The 17,427-nt window shown below is 74.8% G+C and carries 18 protein-coding genes; 6 read left to right on the top strand and 12 right to left on the bottom strand.

All coding sequences use genetic code 11. From position 1 onward, the window contains the following. Positions 1–14: 14 nt before the first annotated feature. Positions 15–608: a TIGR03086 family metal-binding protein gene (locus AAFN69_RS27925; protein WP_347731608.1), complete on the bottom strand. Its 594-nt coding sequence runs from the start codon at positions 606–608 to the stop codon at positions 15–17. 103 nt (positions 609–711) lie between these two features. On the opposite strand from AAFN69_RS27925, the gene AAFN69_RS27920 reads away from it, so the two are divergent. Beyond that, the gene (locus tag AAFN69_RS27920; RefSeq protein ID WP_347731669.1) at positions 712–1,677 is read left to right on the top strand and encodes a YafY family protein; all 966 of its coding nucleotides are present in this window, start codon (positions 712–714) and stop codon (positions 1,675–1,677) included. Positions 1,678–1,753: 76 nt separating this feature from the next. On the opposite strand, the gene AAFN69_RS27915 is transcribed toward AAFN69_RS27920, so the two are convergent. From AAFN69_RS27915 to AAFN69_RS27905, 3 genes are all read right to left on the bottom strand, one after another. Next, on the bottom strand, positions 1,754–2,809 hold the full coding sequence (locus AAFN69_RS27915; RefSeq protein ID WP_347731607.1) for a methyltransferase: 1,056 nt from the start codon (positions 2,807–2,809) through the stop codon (positions 1,754–1,756). Between the two features lie 145 nt (positions 2,810–2,954). Then, entirely contained in the window at positions 2,955–3,521 is a 567-nt protein-coding gene (locus tag AAFN69_RS27910; protein ID WP_347731606.1) for an EF-hand domain-containing protein, read from the bottom strand. A gap of 162 nt (positions 3,522–3,683) precedes the next feature. Continuing rightward, the gene (locus tag AAFN69_RS27905) at positions 3,684–4,283 is read right to left on the bottom strand and encodes a choice-of-anchor C family protein (RefSeq protein WP_347731605.1); all 600 of its coding nucleotides are present in this window, start codon (positions 4,281–4,283) and stop codon (positions 3,684–3,686) included. 274 nt (positions 4,284–4,557) lie between these two features. Between AAFN69_RS27905 and AAFN69_RS27900 the strand changes: the two genes are divergently transcribed. Beyond that, positions 4,558–5,712 carry a serine hydrolase domain-containing protein gene (locus AAFN69_RS27900; RefSeq protein WP_347731604.1) on the top strand — a complete coding sequence of 385 codons (1,155 nt, stop codon included), beginning with the start codon at positions 4,558–4,560 and terminating at the stop codon, positions 5,710–5,712. A gap of 316 nt (positions 5,713–6,028) precedes the next feature. Here AAFN69_RS27900 and AAFN69_RS27895 read toward each other — a convergent pair whose 3' ends face one another. From AAFN69_RS27895 to AAFN69_RS27870, 6 genes are all read right to left on the bottom strand, one after another. Continuing rightward, positions 6,029–6,667, bottom strand: a complete 639-nt coding sequence (locus tag AAFN69_RS27895; RefSeq protein WP_347731603.1) for an NAD(P)-binding domain-containing protein — start codon at positions 6,665–6,667, stop codon at positions 6,029–6,031. A gap of 157 nt (positions 6,668–6,824) precedes the next feature. Further along, the gene (locus AAFN69_RS27890) at positions 6,825–7,370 is read right to left on the bottom strand and encodes a peroxidase-related enzyme (RefSeq protein ID WP_347731602.1); all 546 of its coding nucleotides are present in this window, start codon (positions 7,368–7,370) and stop codon (positions 6,825–6,827) included. A 7-nt stretch (positions 7,371–7,377) separates the two neighbouring features. Next, on the bottom strand, positions 7,378–7,866 hold the full coding sequence (locus AAFN69_RS27885) for a DUF6187 family protein (RefSeq protein ID WP_347731601.1): 489 nt from the start codon (positions 7,864–7,866) through the stop codon (positions 7,378–7,380). Beyond that, positions 7,859–9,199: an FAD/NAD(P)-binding protein gene (locus AAFN69_RS27880; RefSeq protein ID WP_347731600.1), complete on the bottom strand. Its 1,341-nt coding sequence runs from the start codon at positions 9,197–9,199 to the stop codon at positions 7,859–7,861. Before AAFN69_RS27880 ends, AAFN69_RS27885 begins: the two co-directional genes overlap by 8 nt. Continuing rightward, positions 9,196–9,681, bottom strand: a complete 486-nt coding sequence (locus AAFN69_RS27875) for a DUF6423 family protein (protein ID WP_347731599.1) — start codon at positions 9,679–9,681, stop codon at positions 9,196–9,198. The genes AAFN69_RS27880 and AAFN69_RS27875 overlap by 4 nt, the downstream gene beginning before the upstream one ends. Positions 9,682–9,875: 194 nt before the next feature. Beyond that, entirely contained in the window at positions 9,876–11,012 is a 1,137-nt protein-coding gene (locus tag AAFN69_RS27870; protein WP_347731598.1) for a DUF6235 family protein, read from the bottom strand. A gap of 484 nt (positions 11,013–11,496) precedes the next feature. On the opposite strand from AAFN69_RS27870, the gene AAFN69_RS27865 reads away from it, so the two are divergent. Both AAFN69_RS27865 and AAFN69_RS27860 read left to right on the top strand, forming a co-directional pair. Beyond that, positions 11,497–12,183 carry a hypothetical protein gene (locus AAFN69_RS27865; RefSeq protein ID WP_347731597.1) on the top strand — a complete coding sequence of 229 codons (687 nt, stop codon included), beginning with the start codon at positions 11,497–11,499 and terminating at the stop codon, positions 12,181–12,183. A gap of 190 nt (positions 12,184–12,373) precedes the next feature. After that, on the top strand, positions 12,374–13,102 hold the full coding sequence (locus tag AAFN69_RS27860; RefSeq protein WP_347731596.1) for a PepSY domain-containing protein: 729 nt from the start codon (positions 12,374–12,376) through the stop codon (positions 13,100–13,102). 21 nt (positions 13,103–13,123) lie between these two features. Here the strand turns inward: AAFN69_RS27860 and AAFN69_RS27855 are convergent, their stop codons facing one another. Beyond that, positions 13,124–13,669 (bottom strand): helix-turn-helix domain-containing protein, encoded by a 546-nt coding sequence (locus AAFN69_RS27855; protein ID WP_347731595.1) that lies wholly within the window; start codon positions 13,667–13,669, stop codon positions 13,124–13,126. A 93-nt stretch (positions 13,670–13,762) separates the two neighbouring features. Here AAFN69_RS27855 and pip point away from each other — a divergent pair, with 93 nt between their 5' ends. Then, on the top strand, positions 13,763–14,722 hold the full coding sequence (pip, locus tag AAFN69_RS27850) for a prolyl aminopeptidase (RefSeq protein ID WP_347731594.1): 960 nt from the start codon (positions 13,763–13,765) through the stop codon (positions 14,720–14,722). Positions 14,723–15,267: 545 nt separating this feature from the next. Here the strand turns inward: pip and AAFN69_RS27845 are convergent. Further along, positions 15,268–16,263 (bottom strand): TIGR04222 domain-containing membrane protein, encoded by a 996-nt coding sequence (locus AAFN69_RS27845; RefSeq protein ID WP_347731593.1) that lies wholly within the window; start codon positions 16,261–16,263, stop codon positions 15,268–15,270. Between the two features lie 444 nt (positions 16,264–16,707). On the opposite strand from AAFN69_RS27845, the gene AAFN69_RS27840 reads away from it, so the two are divergent. Continuing rightward, the gene (locus AAFN69_RS27840) at positions 16,708–17,409 is read left to right on the top strand and encodes a nitroreductase family protein (RefSeq protein WP_347731592.1); all 702 of its coding nucleotides are present in this window, start codon (positions 16,708–16,710) and stop codon (positions 17,407–17,409) included. The last annotated feature ends 18 nt before the right edge of the window (positions 17,410–17,427 follow it).

Genomic DNA, 17,427 nt, shown 5'->3' with positions numbered 1-17,427 from the left:
TGCCCCGGGCGCGGTCAGTCGTGCGGCGGGGCGCCCGCCTCGCGGCCCAGCCAGGCGGCGAGGCGGGTGTAGGGGCCGGCTCCCCCGGGCGCGGGGCGCACCTCGCCGAAGGGGACGGGGCCGCCGCGCGGGGACGCGGGGAGTTCGTCGCGGGCCACCGGCCAGATGGCCTCCGCCAGTGCCGCGTCCAGGGTGAGCGGCCGGCCCAGCGCCCGGTGGAGGTCCCAGCCGTGGACCACGGTCTCCAGCACGCAGAAGGAGAACAGGGCGGCGCCGGGCATGGTCGCCCCCCAGGGGGCCGAGACCGTCCGGCCGAGCAGTTCGTCCGCCGACCACGCCTTGGTGAAGCGCTGGTGGGCGTCCTCGTACGCCGTGTTCCAGGCGTTGTCCGCGGTGGCGGCGGAGTGCCGGGGAGGCGCGGTCCGCCAGTCGCCGCCCTCGCCGATGTGGGCCATCAGGTGGAGCCCGTCCACACTGTGGGTGAGCAGTGCCCGTATGTCGAACTCGGCGCAGGGGGTGGGATCCCCGAGGCGGTCGGGGGTCACGGACTCCAGCAGGGCGGTGAACTGGGCGGCGGCCCGCTCGTACAGCGGACGTGGGTCGTTCATGTCGCGGTTTCTCCCGGTGGGTGTGTCTCGGTCTGCTCGGACGTCGGCACTCTGGCGGGATAACCTGACAGCCGACGTCATGTTTTCCGGAGACTGTGTGCCCGTGAAGTCCGACCGGCTCGTCTCGATCATCCTGCTGCTCCAGACCCGCGGCCTGGTGCGGGCGGCGGAGCTCGCCGCGCGGCTGGAGGTGTCCGTGCGCACCATTCACCGCGACATCGAGGCGCTCTCCGCCTGCGGGGTGCCCGTCTACACCGAGCGGGGGCGTCATGGCGGGGTCGCGCTGCTGCCGGGGTTCCGCACGGATGTCACCGGTCTGACCGAGGACGAGTCGCGGGCGCTGTTCGTGCTCGCGGCCCGGGGCGCGCACACCGCGCTGGGGCTGGACGAGGCGCTCGGCTCGGCGCTGCGCAAGGTCATGGCCGCGCTCCCGGAGCCGCACCGGCCGGCCGCGGAGCTGACGAGCCGTCGCATTCTGGTCGATCCGGAGCGCTGGGCGCGCTTCGCGGTGCCCGCCGTCGATCTCGATGTGCTGAGCTCGGCCGTCTTCACCGACCGGCGGCTGGCGCTGAGTTACCGGCGGGGCGGGGACACCGAGCCGGGGTCCTATCTGGTCGACCCGTACGGGCTCGTGGTGAAGGCGGGTGTCTGGTATCTGGTGGCGGACAAGGCCGGTTCCCCCCGGCTGTTCCGCGCGGACCGGGTGGTCACGGCGGTGGTCGTGGACGAGCCGGTGCGGCGGCGGCCGGGGCTCGAACTGGCCGATGTCTGGGGGGACATGCGCCGCGCGGCCCGGGAGCGGGTCCTTCCGGTGCGGGTGAGCGTCCGGGTGCGGAGGGAGTGCCTGGAGCTGTTCCTCTGTCTGTACGCGGGCCGGCTCAGGGGGGAGGCGGTGCCGGACGGGGAGGGGCGGATGCGGGTGGAGGCGGGCTTCGAGTCCCTGGCGGACACCTGGGGGCTGCTGGCGTTCGGCACCGGCCTGGAGGTGCTGTCGCCGCCGGAGGTGCGCGGGGAACTGGCCCGTGCGGCGGGTGCGGTGGCGGCGCTGTACGCGGACGGGGCGGGCTGACCCCGGGGGGTGCGCGGCGCCGGGGCCGTCCGGACCGGTGGTGCGGGGTGGTCCGGACGGCCGGGGTGCGGCGGGGTCAGCCGCCGGCCGCGGCGGCCACCACGATGGAGGCCACCGCCGGGGTGGGGACCACCTCTTCGAGCCGCAGTCCCGCCTCGGCGAAGAGGCGCGCGAAGTCGGCCTCGGTGCGTTCCCGGCCGGTCAGTGACGTCATCATCATCAGATCGAGCACCTTGGCCTGGTGCGGTTCGTTGCCGGGCGGGACCACCGCGTCGATCACCAGCACCCGGCCGCCGGGGGCCAGGGCCTCGCGGCAGTTGCGCAGCACGGTCACGCACTGGTCGTCGTCCCAGTCGTGGAGGATCCGCTTGAGCATCAGGATGTCCCCGGCGGGTACCGAGTCGAAGAAGTCGCCCTCGGCCGTCTCCCAGCGGCCCCGGTGATCGGCGCCGCCGGGTACCGGGGCGTCGAGGCCGTGGCCCGCCAGCACATGGCCCCGGTCGTACAGGATGCCGTGCAGGGTGGGCCCGGCGGCCAGTACCTCGCGCAGCAGGCCGCCGTAGCCGCCGCCCACGTCGACCACCGTGGCGCCCTCGGGGAAGTCCCAGCTCCGGACGATGGGGGCGTGCTCGGCGTCCGACACGGAGGCCATGCCCGCGTGGAAGACGGCGGCGATCTCGGGGCCCTGGGAGAAGTGCTCGAAGAACCGGGTGCCGAAGATGGCGTCGAAGGCCGAGCCGCCGTCGGTGAGACATCTCGTCATCTCGCCGGCCGGGCGCCACATCGTGGGGTCCGTCAGCATGAGCACCGCGGCGCGGGCCGACAGCGGTGCGCCGGTGCGCAGGGTGTCGCCGTCGGCGGTGAGGCCGAAGCGTCCGTCGCCGTCCTCCTCGAACAGGCCGCGGGTGGCGAGCAGTCGCAGGACCCGGTGGAGATTGCCCGGGTCGCACCCGATGGCCGCCGCCAGTTCGCGCGGGGTGCGCGGGCCGTCCGCGAGGTGGTCCGCGACGCCGGTCTCGGCGGCGGCGCGCAGTGCGGCGGGATAGAGGAATTGAAGGGCTTCCGCCACGATCAGTGCGTTGCTCCGCCGCTGCTCCGCCAGTTCGTCCGCCGGGTGCGTGGTGTCGCTCATCGGGCCGCCTCCAAGGAGTGTGCAAGAAGGTTCGGTGGATCGCGCCGGGCCAGCATGGCAGCCCGGCGGCCCGTGAGGGATCCGTTCCCGCCACCCGCGGCGGCGCGTGCCCGGACGGCGCCGGAGCCACGGGCCGGGGGCGGTCTCAGGCCGGGGGGAAGTCGGTGGTGCCGGTCCACCAGGTGCCGGGGGCGGCCGGGTCGCGGCTGGTCCAGAAATCGATGACGCCGCCGGTGAACTCCTCCCGGGAGAGGGCGCCGTCCCCGTCCCGGTCCAGACGCCGGAACGCCTCGGCGGCGTCCTGCCGGGTCAGGCCGGGGAAGTGCCCGTACTGGAAGGCGAAGAACTCCTCCGCGTCCACGCGTCCGTCGCCGTCGGTGTCGGCCACCGCGAGAAAGGCCTCCGCGAGGGCGCCGAGACTGGCGCGGGCCGCCGCCGGGTCGTCGGCGAGCGTCCGGGTGGAGGCGATGAACTGCGCGCGGCTCACCGCGTCGGCGCCCGGCGGCAGATGGGGCAGGTGGAGCTCGCGCCAGATCGCGAGGTAGGCCGCGACCACCCGCTGTTCGGCCGGCGACCCTCCGGTGTGTCCGAGGGAGGCGGCGACGGACTGTCCCATCAGGACATGGTCGTGTTCCGTCAGCAGGCCGTCGCCGTCGCGGTCGAGGTGGTCGAAGCCGTGGCCGATCTTCCGGATGAGCAACTCGTCCGACATGCGCTGCCTTTCGGTCGGGGTGTTCCCTCGCCTCTTCCTATCAGGCGGGTACGGCGGCCGTCCGGGCCATCCGGAAAGCGGGGACGCCGGGGCCGGGAGGCCGGACCGGCCCGCCGCGGATCGCGGCGGGCCGGAGGCGGTGCGGGGCCGGGTGCCGGGCCGTCACCCCGTACAGGAGCACGGGGAGGAGGCGGTGACGCGGACGTCGTCGACGACGGGTCCGTAGGCGCCGGGCACGGTGCTGGCGAAACCGAGGGTCGTCGTCGGGGCGTTGGCCACGAAGGTCACCTGCCGCTGCACATAGCCCATGGCGGCGAAGGTCTTCCCGGTGGAGTCGAAGGAGAAGTCCTGGAAGTTCTGCCCGTCGACCAGGACCCTGCCGGTCTTCACCGCGGGGCCGCCCGCGGGGTTCGCGGCCAGTGCGTAGGTGACGGTGTAGGTGCGTCCCGCGATCGTGGAGAAGGTCTGCGCCACCGCGCCCGTCTGGCCGGCGTTGAGATCGACGGACTGGTCGCCCTCGGCCGCCTGCCAGAATCCGGCACCGATCAGGTCCACGGCTCCGGAGGTGACTTTCCACGGTCCGATCGACTGCCCGGCGGTGAGGGTGGAGAACGAGTTCGCCGGTGCGGTGGGGTACTCGAAACTGCCGTCGTCGAACCGGCTCACGGCCGCCGCGGACGGGGCCGCGAGCGCCGCGCCGGTGCCGGCGGCGAGGAGACCGGTGACGACCGCGGCGACGGCCAGGGAACGCGTGAGTGCCATGAGTGCCTCCTGAGGAATGGGGTTCCGCGTATAACAGGATCAGCATTCAGGCAGGCCGGAAGGGGTGAGAAGGCTTGCACCCGGGCGTGCGGGGGTGCTTGAGGGGGCGCGTGATCCACAGGTGCGCTTCCGTGCTCCAACGAGCCGGTTGAGCCGGGGGATGCCGGTCCCGGCGGCGGACGTGACCGGGTGCGGGGCAACGCCGCGGGGGACGGCGGCGTCCCGTCGGGTGGGTGCGGACGGCCGTGCGCGCGGGCGGGAGAGAGGCGACTCGTTGATCAGGAAGACTCTTCGGAGGAAGCTGTCCGTTCCGGCGGTCGCCGCGGGGGTGCTGGTGGCGCTCACCGGGCCGGCCGGTGCCGCGGGCGGCGGGGAGGGGGCCCGGGGGCCGGCGCGGATTCAGGCGCTGATGCGGGCCGATCTGGAGAAGGCCGCGGACCGGCTGGGAGGGCTGGCGCGGATTCAGGAGGGGCGGCGGAGCTGGTCGGCCGCGGTCGGGGTGGCGGATCCCGCGAGCGGGCGGCCCCGGCGGGCGGACGAGCGGTTCCGGATCGGCAGCGTCACCAAGACCTTCGTGGCGACCGTGCTGCTCCAGCTCCAGGGCGAGGGACGGATCGATCTGGACGACACCGTCGAGCGGTGGCTGCCCGGGCTGGTGCGGGGCAACGGCAACGACGGCTCCGCCATCACCGTACGGCAGCTGCTCAACCACACCAGCGGCCTGTTCCGGTACGACCGCGACCCCGGTATCGCGGCCCGCCTCTTCACCAGCGCGTTCCTGACACACCGTTATGACACCCACCGGCCCGGGGAGCTGGTGCGGGCGGCCCTCGCGCATCCTCCCGCCTTCGCCCCGGGCACCGGCCGGCAGTACTCCAACACCAACTACATCCTGGCCGGGATGATCATCGAGGAGGTGACCGGACGGTCCTACGGCGCCGAGATCGAGCGCCGTCTGATCCGGCCCCTGAAGCTCACCTCCACCTTCCTGCCGGGTACGCGGACGGGAATCCCCGGGCCGCATGCCCGTGCCCATTCGCGTTTCTTCGCGGCGGACCCGGGCGTCCCGCTCCACGATGTGACCGAGCTCAACCCGTCCTCGGGCGGTGCGGCCGGCGAGATGATCTCCTCGCTCCGCGATCTCACCCGGTTCCACACCGCCCTGATGCGCGGGCGGCTCCTCCCCCGGGCCGAGCTGGACGAAATGCTCACCCGTACACCCGAGGAGCTGGGGCCGGCGGGCGGGCTGGGGCTCTCGCCCTCGGTGCTGCCCTGCGAGGTGACGGTCTGGGGTCATGACGGCGGCATCCACGGCTGGTCGTCCCTGATCCTGGCGACCGAGGACGGCGGCCGGGCCGCGGCGTTCAACTACAACGCGGACTCGACCGGGAGCTTCGGGCGGCTGGCCGCGGCCGCGTTCTGCGACTGAGGCGGCGCGGCGGGCGGCCCGGTTCGTACCATGGTCCCCATGACGAGGGAACACTTCCCACGCCGGCCCCAGGGCGGGGCGCGTGGGAAAGGAAGAGATGGCTCACTCACCCCACCGCCGCCGGCGGGGATGCTGCGGCTGGTGCCGGCCGCACAAGCAGCGGGGAAGCGGACGCGCGGTTCGTGAACCGTGGCCCGTGCTGAGGAAGCTCGGGAGGAAGCGCCGGATCGGCCGGGGGGATCTCGGGGATCAGGCGTGAGACGAGCGCGGCGCTCCCGGGTCTCCCGGGGGCGCCGCGGTTCTTCCGCCGCTGTGATCAGAGGAGTTCCGCGGCCTCCCGCGCGGTGGGGACGGATCCGATGGTGCCTTCGTGGAGGTCTCCGAAGACCTCGATCCGCCGTGAGCTGCCGATGCCGCCGACGCGTACCGGGTCGAAGCCGGCGTCGCTGATGAGGGCGGCCACCACCTCGCCGGCGGCGGTGTCGTCGGCGGCGTAGAAGCCGGCTCCCCGGTGCGGGGTGCGGTTGGCGGCGGTGCGCAGGGAGTCGGCCATCAGGGTGCCGAACGCCTTGACGGGCCGGGCGCCGGGCGGCAGCAGGCCGGCGATGATCTCGCCGGCCGACTGGTCCTCGGGGATGGTCTTGGTGAATCCTCCGGCGCCGTCGGGGGCGATCGGGTTGGAGGGGTCGACGACGATCGTGCCGTCGAGGCGGTCCCCGTACTCCGCGATGAGCTCCTTGATGGTGTCGAACCAGACGGCGAGTACGAGGACGTCGGCGCGGTCCACCGCTTCGGCGGTGGTCACGGCGGTGGCCCGGTCGCCGAGGCGGCCGGCGAGTTCCCGCGCCGCGGCGAGGTCACGGCCGGCGAGCAGGACGGGCCGGCCTCCGTCGACCAGATCCGCGGCCAGCCGGGATCCGATGTTGCCCAGGCCCACGATCGCTGTCGTCGTCACGGTTTCTCTCTCCTGACCGGGGGGTGACTGCGGTTCGTCGGCCAGTAGACCGGTGCCGGGGGCACCGGGCACCCGGACGGCGGCTGTCCGGGTGAGGCGGCGGGGCCGCGGGGGTGCGTTCGTGCCGGTGTGCGGCCGGCCGGGACGGCGGCTGCGGTCAGGGGCCGAGCAGGGCGGCGATCCCGCTGTAGCCGTGCCGGTGCAGCCGGTTCGCGGAGGCGGTCACGGAGCTCTGGTCCGCGCGGACGCCGAGGCCGTGGACCATGCGGTTCATGAAGTTGAAGAGGGCGCAGACCATGACGGCGTCGTGCAGGGCTCGTTCGTCCCAGCCGGCGGCGAGGACGGCTTCGGTGTCCTCGCCGGTCACCCGGGCCGGGGTGAGGGTGAGGACGCGGAGGTAGCGCAGTACGGGTCTGAGCCGGTCGCCGACGGGGGCGGTGGCGAGGTCGGTGAGTGCGGCGGTCACCGCGCCGGCGGGAACTGAGAGGGCTTCCGCGGTCGCGGTGTGGACGCGGTGGCAGTAGGCGCAGTCGTTGAGGCCGGAGACGTAGGCCGCCATGAGTTCGCGTTCGGCGGCGGTGAACGGGGATGGTCCGCGCATGATCCGCTGGTGGAGGCCGAGCAGTGGCCGGGCGGTGTCGGGGTGGGCGCGGAAGACCTTCAGGAGTCCCGCGTCGTCGGGCGGTGCTGCCGGCTGGGACATCGCGGTGTCACCTCCCCGGGAATGCGGGTACCGGTGCCGGCCGGGCGGCGCGGCTGTCGATCTCCTCGCGGCGGAGCCAGCAGGCGGCCAGGTGGGCGGTGGTCGCGGGGCCCGGTCCGCCGAGGTCGCAGTGGGCGATCAGGCGCAGGGTCCGGTCCCAGGAGCGGCGCAGTGAGGCGGGCGCGGGCGGTGTCCGGTCCACCTCGGCCAGGGCGGTGCGGGCGCTGTGCCAGCGGTGGGCGCCGGCGGCGACGAGGGCGTCGAAGGTGACGGGTGCGGTGACGCCGTGGCGGACGCGGTCGACGGCGAGGGCGACCTGCGCCGGGTCGTCGGCGAGGGTGGCCATGCCGAGCCCGGCCAGGAGGCGTTCGGCGTCCAGTCCCATGAGGATGACGCCGGTCTCGGCCAGGGCGGAGCCGTCGGAGGGGATCAGGGCGAACCGGGGGTCGTCGTCACCGTCGTTGTCGGTGACGCTGTTGTTGTCGTGGTCAGACATGGGCGATCACTCTGCCGTCGGTGACGCGCGGGCGGTCCTTGGCGCCGAGTCCGGCGGCGATGGTGGCGGCGACGCGGGCGGTGGCGACGCGGTGGCCGTCGATGTTGCGGGCGGCGGGACCCAGGACCATGCCGGCCGCCGCGCCGACGGCGAGGACGCGGGGGGCGTTGCGGTGGGCCAGGGTCTGTTCGTCGAGGTCGGGCCAGCCGTCGCGGGTGGCGGGCACGTCCGGGGGCAGCAGGCGCTCGCCGCCCGAGACGGTGGTGCCGAGGGCGAGGACGATGTGGTCGCCGGTGATGTGGCCGCCGTCCGCGAGCCGGACGGCGGCGAGTCCGGCCCGCCGTTGCGGCAGGGCGGTGACGGCCCGGCCGCGGTGGACGGTGAGCCGGCCGTCGGCCTCGGCGCGCTGGAAGAGGGGGCGGAACTCGAACATCACGGAGGCCCTGCGGTGTCCGCGCATCAGGGTGAGGCGGTCTTCCCAGCTGGTGCCGTCGAAGCGGGCCCGGCCCTCGGCCCGGAAGAACGAGGCGTTGACATCGGCGCACTGGTAGCGCTCGGCGGAGGCGCGCAGGATCCAGTCGACGCGTTTGCCCTCGCCGAGGGCGTTGGCGATGAGGTGGGCGGCGCTGAGGCCGGCGCCGATGACGACGAGACGCTCGGCGCCGGGGGGCACGGGTTCGTCCCAGTGGCTGACGCCGGGGGGTGTGGCCGGGCCGTCCCACCACTGCGCGGGTGCCGCCCGGCGTTCCTCGCCGAGGCACAGGACGGTGTACGGGGCGGTCGTGGCGAAGCCGTCGCCGCGCACGGTCACCGTGTCGGTGCCCGGCAGGACTTCGCGGACCTCGGCCCGCCAGGTCTGTTCGTCCACGTGGTGCAGGCCGGCGATGTGCCGGCAGTACGCCTGGAAGACGTCGACCGGGACGACCGAGCGGTGTCCGGACTGTGCCATGCGGACCTCGCGGCGCTCCACGGGGGTGAGCAGGCCCCAGTGGAGCCGGGCGAAGTCGAGGAGTTCGCAGTCGCGGTAGCCCTCGACGCCGGGGTGGTGTTCGTAGGGCGAGCGGAGCACGCGCTGCCGGAGTGTGTCGATCCGGTCGAAGAACCGGCCGCACGGCCTGCCGTCGCGGTCCAGGAGGACGACATCGCGGACGCCGAGGTGCCAGAGGGCCGAGGCGACCGCGAGCCCGGCGGGGCCGGCGCCGACGATGACGACGTCGGCGGCGGCCGGGGGCCGGGCGGTGCGGATGTCACGGGGCGCGGTGCCGGGGGCGGCCGGCCAGTACCGGCCCCGGGGTGAGTCGAGCAGATGGGGCTCGGGGACGAAGGTGATCACCCGATGACCGTCACGGGGACGATGACCTCGATGACCTGGCGCTGCGGCATCCCCTCGGCGATCAGCCGCTCCAGGGTCGCGGCGGTCTTCTCCGGGCTGTCGGTGGCGACCGGGCTGAACCGGGAGTAGGAGTAGACGGGCCTGCGGCCGGTGGTCTCCAGGGAGTACATCTTCACCACGGCTTCACCGGGGCGCACTTCACCGCCGTGGAAGGTGAGACGGCGCTGGTCGGGTGTGATGAACGATTTGGCGAACTGGCGCGACATCACCAGGGTGTCGGCGTCGTTGACGAAGACGGAGTCCTCGTCCGTGGCCGCCTGCATGGCGATCCAGGTCTGGTCCGTCAGATTCGTCTCGGATTTGATGACCTGCCAGAGACCGGGCTCGGGGAGATTGACGCACACCGATACATCGTGGTCGACGGTGTCGATCGCACCGGAAATCATCAGGACCCGGCGGCGGAGGTCCGCCACCCCGGCCATTTGAATATCGCGGGCCCGGACCCGCGAGGAAACATCTATTCCGGATAATTCCATCGGCGGCATCGCGTCTCCCCGAATTTCTTGACAGAGGAAGCCCAGGTGTCACAAGTGGCATCGACATTTCCACAGGCTCCGCACCCTGTCAAGCAGTCCTGCGCGGGTAATGCGGCACCCGCCGGCCGGGGGAAACTTCCTTATGCCGCCCGGCCGGTGCCGAGGTCGATTCCCGGCGCCCCGTCGATTGGCCCGACGTAGGCGATCGCGAATGCGTGGAAGTCACGCACGCAGATCTTGAGGACCAAATTATCCTTCACCAGGACAAAGAAGTCACGCGGCTGGGTGGCGTCGTCGAAGGTTTCGTACGTCCTGAACGCCGTTCTGTCAGCAATGGCGAAGAGTGCCTTGTGCACCGCGTTTTTGTTGATTTGCCCGGCCGTGTCGGACCATTTCTCCAGCAGGTCCCAGCCCGATTCGAGCCGCAGCGGCGGCGGGGGGCCGCCGAGGGCGGCGGCGGTCCCGAGACCGGTGTCCGCGCCGGTCTCACGCTCCGTGCCCTTGCTCCTGCCGGTGCCGGTGCCCTTGCCCGTGGTCCTGCCGGCGGCGGTGTCGCGCTCCCTGCCGTTGCCGCTGCCGCCGCTGTCACTGTCGGACGGGCCGGGGTGCGCGGGGCGGGGGCCGGTCTCCGCGGGCCGTCCGAGCATGGCGCGGGCGAGCCGGAGCCTGCCCCAGACCTCGGGGTCCGGGCGCCGGCGCAGGATGGCGCGGAGGATGCGCTCCGCGGTCCAGCCGTCGCCGGTGCGGAGATAGCCGACGGCCTGCTCGTACAGGAAGTCCGCCTCCTCTCCGGAGAGTTCGGCGTCCGGGCCCGCGAGGTTCTCGATGCGCCCCACGCGTTCGCTGCGGGCGGCGGTGGAGATGTCCGCCGCCCCGGCGGGGGCTTCGGGGTAGCCGACCGCGACCGGGCCGCCGGCCGGTCCGGTGAGGGTGGCGAGGGTCTCGAAGAACAGCCGGCTGCCGTCGTCGAGCAGATGGGCGTCGAGCACATCGACACGGCACGGACCCACCTGGTCCAGCCAGGCCCGTCCGACGTCGCGGAAGGCGCGGACCACCCGCTCCCGGTGGAGCGGCGGGGTCCGGTCGCCGGCCCGCGGCTCATCGGCGCGCGCCGGACCGTCCCCGTCCGCGGCGCAGGCCGGGTCGTCCGGATCGATGAGCCGCAGGCCGGTGCGGGCCCGCCGGGGCCACTCGGCCGTGACGCCCGTATTGATCAGGGCCCGCACCGGTGAGAAACCCACCACTCGGCGCTCGGCCCGCACAGTTAATTGACGCATCCCTACCCCAGAATCCATGCCCGGGACACAGCCGGGTGCGGGGCGGGAATTCCTCCCCCGCGCCGGAGTGGCCTTGCGAGCGGTCGGATCAGGCGGCGTTGCACATGACCGGGAACGCGGCCGCTGGCACGGCCGGCGCAGCCTTGACGGGCTTCATGTGGACCTCCTGAGAAAGCAGTTACGACGACTTCCGGTACTTAGGAAAGTAGCTGTGTCCCGGGGGTGCCACATCTTCCAAATTGCTCTTGCCGCTGGGGTTTTCCGCAATTCGGCCCACCTGGGCAAGTCCGCGTTGCCCTCGGGCCCGGTGAGGGTGTGGGGCGGGCCGTGTGTCACCCGGGTGTTCACGTACGTGTTCAAGTACGTGTTCACGTACGCGCCCGGGCGGGGGGAGTCCGCGGCGGCGGGGCGCGCGGGGCGGGGTGCAACCGCCGGGGCCGGAGGGTCGTCCGTATGACCGGACGGAACGTGCCGGGGGGTAGAGATGACGATCGGGTTCCACGGGCGGACCGCGGCGGCCGCGGGCGCGCTGGCGGCGGCGCTGGTGCTGGCGGGCTGTGCCGGGGACGAGGGCGGGCCGGGCCGGGGGGACAGGGGGCCCGGCGCCCGGGAGGCGCCGGCCCCGCTCACCCCCGCCGAGGTGAAGGCGGTGCTGCCGCAGGCGTTCACGGTGCCGGGGTGGAAGGTCACCGACTCGATGGTGCTGGACATGAGCGGGAAATCGGCCGGCCGGGCCTGCGCGGGCGGGAAGCCGGGCGAGTGCGCCCCGGCGCGGGGGGTCGGAACGGTCGTTCTGGCCAAGGAGGGAGAGGGGCGGATGACCTTCAGTGTCTTCGCCCACCACAGTGCCGGCGCCGCGTCGGACGCGTACCCCTTTCTGTGGAAGGAGGCGTCCGGGGCCTGGTTCGGACAGCCCGAGCGGGCCTCGGTCGGGGCGGCGGGCGACCGGCGCGACGCGCTGCGCGGCGAGTACGAGACCGGCTACGGCTCCACCATCCAGATCCGGGTCGGTCCCACGCTGCTCTCGGTCAAGGCGGAGACCCCGGGCACCCGGCCGCGCCGTACCGACGCGGAGCTGACGGCGCTGGCCGCGATGTTCGCCGGGCGGGCCCGGCAGGCGCACTCCGGCGAGCTGCCCTCGGCCGTGGTGCGGGGGGATGTTCTGAAGTGAGCGGGCGGCCGTCCGCCCGGTGCCGGGGGGGCGGGGCCGATCGGGTGGCGCCGTGCGGCGCCGGGGTAGGAGCGGCGGGTGAGGGGTTACGGGTGGCTGTATGCCCCTTCTGCGCAGTGGAATTCCGTCCGGACCGGGCGCCGGGCGCCCCGGTGTCCCGCCGTGCCCGCCCGGTCCGCCGGGGTCCGCCGTGCGCGCCCGGGCCGGCGGGGCGCGCTCGCTGCGGGTGCGGGCCGCAGCGGTGGTCTGTGCCGTCGCCGCCGCGGTGCCGGCGGTGGCCGGCTGCGGGGCGGAGAAGGGGGGTTCGGTGGTCTCCGCGGCCGACGCCGGCCGGGAGGCGGGCGCCCGGGCCGTCTCGGCGACCCCGTCCGCCGGGGCCTCCCTCTCCCGGGAGCGGGCTCGGCGCGAGGCGCTGGTCCGGTCGGCGGAGGTCGGCTGGGAGAAGGCGGCGGGAACGGCCACCGGGGAGGTGGCGGGGAGCGAGCTCGTGGAGCTGGATCTGGGGCGCGCCGACCGTGACACCGGTCCCTCGCCCAGCCCTTCGCCGACCCCGGGTGCTCCGCTGTGGACGGCGACGGTGGCGCTGAAGGACGGCACCGCCCATCTCGTGACCATCGACGCCGTCACGGGGAAGGTCCTGGCGTCCCGTCCCGAACCGGACCAGGACACGGGTGACAGGCGGGAGCTCGCGGGGCTGCTCGACCGGGCGGCCCGCACCCCGCGGCAGGCCGCCGACGCGGCCACGGAGAAGTTCCCCGGCACCGTCACCGGGCTCCAGCTGGACGAGAACGACGCCGGCAACACCTCCACCGTGGTCTGGGAGACCGAGGTGGCGGACACCGGCGACTGGACCGAGGCCGACATCACGGTCGACGCGGTCAGCGGGAAGGTGCTGCGGGAGCGGGTCGACCGGGGCTGACACCGCCGCGCGTCCCGGGACTCACACGCGCGACGGCCCCCCGTCCGCGCGGCGGCCGGGGGCGGTGAGGTGCGGGGCCGCGTCGGCGATGCGGGCGCGCATGGGGCGGCGTTCCAGCGCGGCGAGGGCCTCGCCGATCAGAGAGCCGAGGGGGAAGGAGAGTTCGGCCTCCAGTGCGGTGGCGGCGGCCGCGGTGGCGGCCGTCTCCGCGGCCAGGAGCGGGAGGAGCGCCTCGGCCCGCGCGGTGGGGTGGACGATGCGGGCGCGGGCGTCCGCGCCGGGGCGCAGGACGACCAGACCGTCCCGTTCCATCCCGGCCACGGTCTGGCTCGCGGCGGAGTGGGTGACTCCGGCGGCGCGGGCGATGTCCCGGATGGCGGCGGGGCCCGACTCGGCCAGGGCGCGCAGGACGGGGGCGTGGCGCGGGCGGAATCCCGGCAGGCCGAGGTCTTCGTAAATCGCCGCGACATCGCCGTCGAGGAGTTCCAGGAGCAGCCGCAGCCGGGTGCCGAGGAGCTCGGGTCCCGGGGCGGCGGGCCCGGAGCGGGGAGGAGGGGACGTGGACACCCCCGTAATGTAACAGCGCTGTCATATTCTGGGCATCGGAATCGGAATCGGAATCGGAATCGGGATCGGGATCGGGATCGGGGAGGTCCGGGCATGCGTGAGCTATATCCGCCGGTGGAGCCGTACGAGACGGGGATGCTCGATGTGGGCGGGGGCCACCTCGTGTACTGGGAGGTCTGCGGCAATCCCCGGGGCAGGCCCGCGCTCGTCGTGCACGGGGGTCCGGGCTCGGGCGCCGGGCCCGGATGGCGGCGGTACTTCGATCCCGCGCGGTACCGGACCGTCCTGTTCGACCAGCGCGGCTGCGGGCGCAGCACCCCGCATGCGAGCGATCCGGCAACCTCGATGGAGTCCAACACCACCCACCATCTGATCGCCGACATGGAGCTGCTGAGGGAGCGGCTGGAGATCCCCCGCTGGCTGCTGTTCGGCGGATCGTGGGGTTCCACGCTGATCCTGGCGTACGCCGAGCGGTATCCGGAGCGGGTCTCCGAGGCGGTGATCTCCGGTGTCACCACCACCCGGCGCTCGGAGACCGACTGGCTCTACCGGGGTCTGGGGCGGCTCTTCCCCGAGGAGTGGGAGCGTTTCCTCGCCGGCGCGCCCGGGACCGGCCGGGACGGCGATGTCGTCGCGGCCTACGCCCGGCTGACCGGGCATCCGGACCCGGCGGTGCGGGAGCGGGCGACGGCCGACTGGTGCGCCTGGGAGGACGCCGCGGTCTCCGCCGAACCGGGCGGCGGCGCCAAGCCGTACAGCAGCCGCCCGCCGGCGGCCCGGCTGGCGCTGGCGCGGATCTGTTCCCACTACTTCTCGCACGGCGCGTGGCTGGAGGAGGGCGAGCTGATCCGCGACGCCGGGCGGCTGGCCGGGATTCCCGGTGTGCTGATCCACGGACGTCTCGATCTGAGCGCCCCGCTCGGCACGGCCTGGGAGCTCGGCCGGGCCTGGCCGGGCGCGGAGCTCCGGATCGTCGAGAACGCCGGCCACACCGGCGGCCCCGCCACCCGCGCGCTCGAACTCGGGGCCCTGGAGCGCTTCAAGGACCGCTGAGTCCGGCGGGGGCGGCACCGCACCTGGCGGGGGCCCGGCAGGTGCGGTGCCCGGGGTGGCAGGCCACCCGGGTGCGGGGCGGCCGGTCCTCGGGGCCGGGGCGGGTGCCCGCCGTGTCGTGGTGGCCGTCCGTCCTCGGCCACGGAGCCGTCCGGCCCCCGGAGGCGGGGACGCTCGCGCCGTCACCGGCGGCCCGGGTGTCCACCGCCGGTGAGGCGGCCGGGGTCCGGCTGCGGCGCGCGCCGTCACCGGCGCAGCAGCACCCACCGCGCAACCCCGGTGCCTGCCCTGCCCGCCGCAGAACCGGGGGCGGGAGGGGCCGGAGCGGCTTCGCGGTGGCCGGCGCCGGTCCGCGCCACGACGGGCCACGGGAGGGGGCCTGTCCGGTGCGGAACCCGGACACCCGCGGCCCGGCGGTGACTTCACGACGCCCCGAGGCCGGGCGCGACACCCCGGTGCATCCCACCCCGCGCGGAACCCGGACACCCGCGGCCCCTCGGTGACTTCACGGCGCCCGGCGGCCGGGCGCGGGGCGGGGCCGGGGGTCAGCCGCAGCCGCAGCCCCCGCAGCCGCCGCAGCTCGCGCCGTCGCCGTCGCCTCCGTCGCCGCCCGTGGTGTCCGCCGTACTCGCCGAATCCGGCGGGTCCGCGGTGGCCGAGGTGTCCGCCGGGTTCGCGGTGTTCGCGGCGCCGCAGCCCGAGCCGCCCCCGCCGCCGCACCACACGGGGGCGGCGACGGCGGCGGTGGCCGCCGCGGGCGCCGCCGCGAGGGCGAGGGGTATCGCGGCGGCGGCGATCAGCAGGGCCCCGGCCGCCGGGTCCGGGACCGCGCGCGGGCCCTTCAGCGCGACCGTGCGCGCCGGGTCGTACGACGCCCGGTGCCGCTTGCGCCCGTCGGCGAGCATCTCCTCCCCCTCCGCGGTGAGTCTGCTCCCGGCCCGGCGCGCGACGAAGGATCCCGCCACGAGGCCGGCGATGAGCACGGGCAGGACCAGGACGGCGAACGGTGTTCCGGGGCGCGGCCAGTCGCCGGCCCGGGCCGCGGCGGTCACCGCGACCGCGACGGGAATGGCCGTCGCGCAGAGCCGGCGCTGGGCGACGGCCGCCGCGCGCGCCCGTGCCCGGCCCCGGCCGGCCGGCGCCATCAGTCCGCGCGCGGCGAGCGAGTCGCCGATCCCCTGCACGGTGCCGGTGGCCGCCACCGCCCGGCGCAGCGTGGCGAGCGAGCCGTCCGGCGCGGCGGCCCGGCACTCGATCACCTCCCGCTCGACCGGGTCGCCGGCCACCTCGCGGGCCACCGAGACGATCCCCGGCCCGCCGATCACCAGCCGCCCGTCCGTGTGCATCACGGCGAGCGCGGTGTCCGCGACCCGGCCGGGCCCGCCGGCGAGGAAGGCGGCCTCGTACACCTCGGGCATCCGGGGCCCCGGCCCGGCCGGGGCGGGGCGCGCGGTGCGGCGGGAGAGCCGTTCCGCGCCGATCAGCGTGAGGGAGGTGGCGACGAGGACGAGATGGACGAGGACGGCGGTCGTGAGCAGCATGCGGTTGCCTCCGTACGGGAGCGGTCCGGGGCGGGCGGACGGGGAGCGGGGGGATCCGGCGGGCGGCGGGTGCGCGGTGCGGCGGGCGGGTCCCGCCGTCCGGGCGCGGCACGGGCGGCGGGAGAGGCGGTGGGAGGGGCGGTGGCCCGGGTGCCGGGATCGGGGCGGCGGACCCGGCGGTGTGCCGGGGGCACTCGGGCGGTACGGTCCCGGCGGTGGCGGGTGGCATGTCGTGCCCCTTCCTGCGCCGGGCCGGGCGGGGTCCGGCGGAACCGGGTGTCCGGAGGCGGGGACGCCGCCGCGGTGACCCGGGGTTCCCGCCCCCGCCGCGACGGGCCGCGGGGGCCGGGTCGCGGTGCGGACAGGAGCGTACGGCCGCGGCGGCGGGCGGGAAAGACGGATCGCCCTCTCCCCCGCGGCGTTCAAGCCGGGCACACTCGCCCCATGGTCATATCGACGCGACGCTGGACCCCCACGCACGGCGACCCCTACCGTCCCGTTCCCTACCGTCCGGACCGGATCTCCCCCACGCAGTCACTGTCCCGCGCGGCGGAGCTGCGCGCCAGGATGGACGAGCGGCGCACGGTGCGGCAGTTCGCCCCCGACCCGGTGCCGCTCCAGGCGGTCCGGGACGCCATCGCCTGCGCGGCCACCGCGCCGTCCGGCGCCCATCAGCAGCCCTGGACCTTCGTCCTGGTCCGGGACGCCGCGGTGCGGCGGCGAATCCGGGAGGCGGCCGAGGACGAGGAGCGCGTCTCCTACGACGGCCGGCTCGGGGACGAGTGGCTGGCCGCCCTGCGGCCGCTGGGCACCGACGAGGTCAAGCCCCATCTGACGGACGCGCCCGCGCTGATCGTGGTCTTCCAGCAGCGCTACTGGCTCGGCGAGGACGGCACCAAGCGCAAGCACTACTACGTCGACGAGTCCGTGGGGATCGCGGTCGGGATGCTGCTCAGCGCCCTGCATCTGTCGGGGCTGGCCGCGCTGGTGCACACCCCGAGTCCGATGCGTTTCCTCTCCGAGGTGCTCGGACGCCCGGCGAACGAGAAGGCGTTCGCCGTCATCCCGGTCGGTTATCCGGCGCCCGACTGCGAGGTGCCGGATCTGGTGCGCAAGTCGCTGGACCAGGTGATGACCGAGGTCTGACGGACGGCACCGGCGGGG

This window comes from Streptomyces sp. CAU 1734 (assembly GCF_039888735.1).
Taxonomy (GTDB): domain Bacteria; phylum Actinomycetota; class Actinomycetes; order Streptomycetales; family Streptomycetaceae; genus Streptomyces.
This window is presented reverse-complemented; position numbering and strand designations above follow the sequence as displayed.